1 protein-coding gene is annotated in these 1117 nt (G+C 78.9%); it reads right to left on the bottom strand.

Features of this window, described 5'->3' with window-relative positions; genetic code table 11:
* Nucleotides 1-1117: amino acid adenylation domain-containing protein (locus tag ACLBYB_RS32620; RefSeq protein WP_447701356.1), on the bottom strand; the 1117-nt coding region annotated here is incomplete at both ends.

Here is a 1117-nt window from a genome sequence, read left to right on the forward strand (position 1 = left end):
CCGCGCCCGCCCAGTCGGGTTCGGGGAGCCGTCCTGGGTCGAGCTTCCCGTTGGCGGAGACCGGCAGGGCGGGCAGGGCGAGGATGCGGGCGGGGCGCAGCGCGTCGGGCAGCGTGTCGGCCAGGGCCCGCTGCAGCGCGGGCTCGTCGAGGACGCCGCCGGCCGCCGGCACCGCGTAGCCCACCAGCCGCAGCCCCCCGTCCGGACCGGGACGGGCGACCACCGCCGCCTCGGCGACACCCGGCAGCGCCCGCAGCGCGGCGGCCGCCTCGCCCGGCTCCACGCGCTGGCCGCGGATCTTGACCTGATCGTCCGCCCGCCCGCGGTAGTCGAGCTGCCCGTCCGCCCGCCACGCCGCCCGGTCGCCGGTGCGGTACAGCCGCGCCCCGGCCGGCGCGCCGCCGCGCCCGGCCTCCGGGTCGGGCACGAACCGCGCGGCGGTCAGGCCGGGCTGGCCGCGGTAGCCCCGGGCGAGGCCGAGGCCGCCGATGTAGAGCTCGCCGACGACGCCGACCGGCACCGGGTGGAGCGCGTCGTCGAGGACGTGCAGGCGCAGGTTGGCGATGGGCGCGCCGATCGGCACGCGCGGCCCGGGGGCGGGCCCATCTGCGCAGGCGCTGTCGCTTGCGCCGTCGCAGGCGCCATCGCAGGCGCTGTCCCAGGCTGCGACATCGCAGGCGGTGACGTCGATGGCGGCCTCGGCGGGTCCGTAGAGGTTGTGCACCCGCGCGCCGGTGCGGGCGGCGACGGCGCGGGCGAGGTCGGGCGGCAGGGCCTCGCCGCTGGCGACCAGTCGGGTGAGGCTGGCGGTGTCGTCGAGGGCGCCGGCGGCGAGGGCGGCCGAGAGCTGGGCGGGCACGAAGTGCAGGAGGGTGATGGCGTGCCGGCCGATGAGGCGGGCGATGGCGTCGGGGTCGCGGTGGGCACCGGGTGGCGCCAGGACGAGGCGTGCGCCGGTGACGAGGGGCAGGAGGATCTCCCAGACGGCGACGTCGAAGGAGACGGGGGTCTTGTGCAGGACGGTGTCGCGGGGGGAGACGCGCAGGTGGTCGGCCATCCAGGCGAGGCGGTTGGCGAGGGCGGCGTGGGTGTTGGCGCAGGCCTTGGGGGTGCCGGT

It is taken from the genome of Methylobacterium sp. D54C (assembly GCF_053345595.1).